Raw genomic sequence first — 1032 nt, 5'->3', positions numbered from 1 at the left:
GAGGCCGCTGAAGAACTTACGTTTTTCTTCGGCAGTCCCACGTGGGACGTCAAAAAAAGACATCTATTCCCATATTTTTTGGGGGTAGAATGTCTTTTTTGTGTTTTAAATGGGTCTACTCGCTTTGTGTTTCAATCGATCAGTTTCAATATCCGCTTAAGATTTACAGCGAATATGGTCATTGCTCCTTGCATCTCCATGCCAAGCAGACCCGAGGATGTGGCTACATCATACCCGTGTCCATGTTTGAGTTCGCTGTTCTTTGCTTCAATTTTGTAGCGTTCCTTGGATTTTTCCTTAAAGTATCCCGTCTCTTGGAATGCCATCTGTTCCGTGTGTTCATCAGATTTAATACTTACGGAATAGCTCTTGCTTTTGGCGCCTTCTTTGTAGCAGCCCTCCTTGAGGGGACAACGTTTGCATCGCTCCACTTCAAAGTAATAGGTGTCCACTTGGTTTTTACCAACGCCTTTCTTACCTTGCCGAGCTTTACGGATGGCCATTTGGCCAGCCGGGCATACGTACATGCCGGCATCTTTATTGAACAAGAACTCGTCCTCTTTCTTGCGGCCGCCTTGCGTGATGAGTGGATTGAGCTTGGCTACCAGTTCAATCTCATTGTGATTCGTGTACGAAATGTTATCCTTTTCGGAGTAGGCGGTATCACCAATGACGGTTTTGACCTGCATGCCGGCTGCTTTGCTCTTTTCGATAAGCGTCTGCAACTGTTTGCCGTCATTCTTCTCGCCCGTTGTAATGACAGCCGCTGTAATAATCCGCTCCTCGGTCATCGCCAGATGTGTTTTGTATCCAAAGAAAGCAGAGTCTGCGCTCTTATGCCCCACACGCGCATCCGGATCCGCCGCTAGGCGAAGTTGCTCGACATCATCTGCTACGGTCTCTTTCAGCAGGTTAAGCGGCTCTAGAATTTTCGGCACTTGTGCAATCCCGGATTCGGTTTCGACAAAGGCGACGAGCTTCTGGCAGTACTGGATTTCGTCTTGGAGTACGTTGGTTGTGTTTTTTGCTGGC

The 1032-nt window shown here is 47.8% G+C and carries 1 protein-coding gene; it reads right to left on the bottom strand.

Going from position 1 to position 1032, the window contains the following annotated elements:
- Window positions 1–131 precede the first annotated feature (131 nt).
- On the bottom strand, window positions 132–1032 hold a 901-nt coding region (locus AC3Y2E_RS34595), incomplete at its 5' end, for a transposase (protein WP_379217985.1).

The sequence above is a fragment of the Paenibacillus sp. MAH-35 genome, from assembly GCF_058135425.1.
Note: the sequence above shows the minus strand (reverse complement) of the source record. Positions and strands in the feature narration are given on the sequence as shown.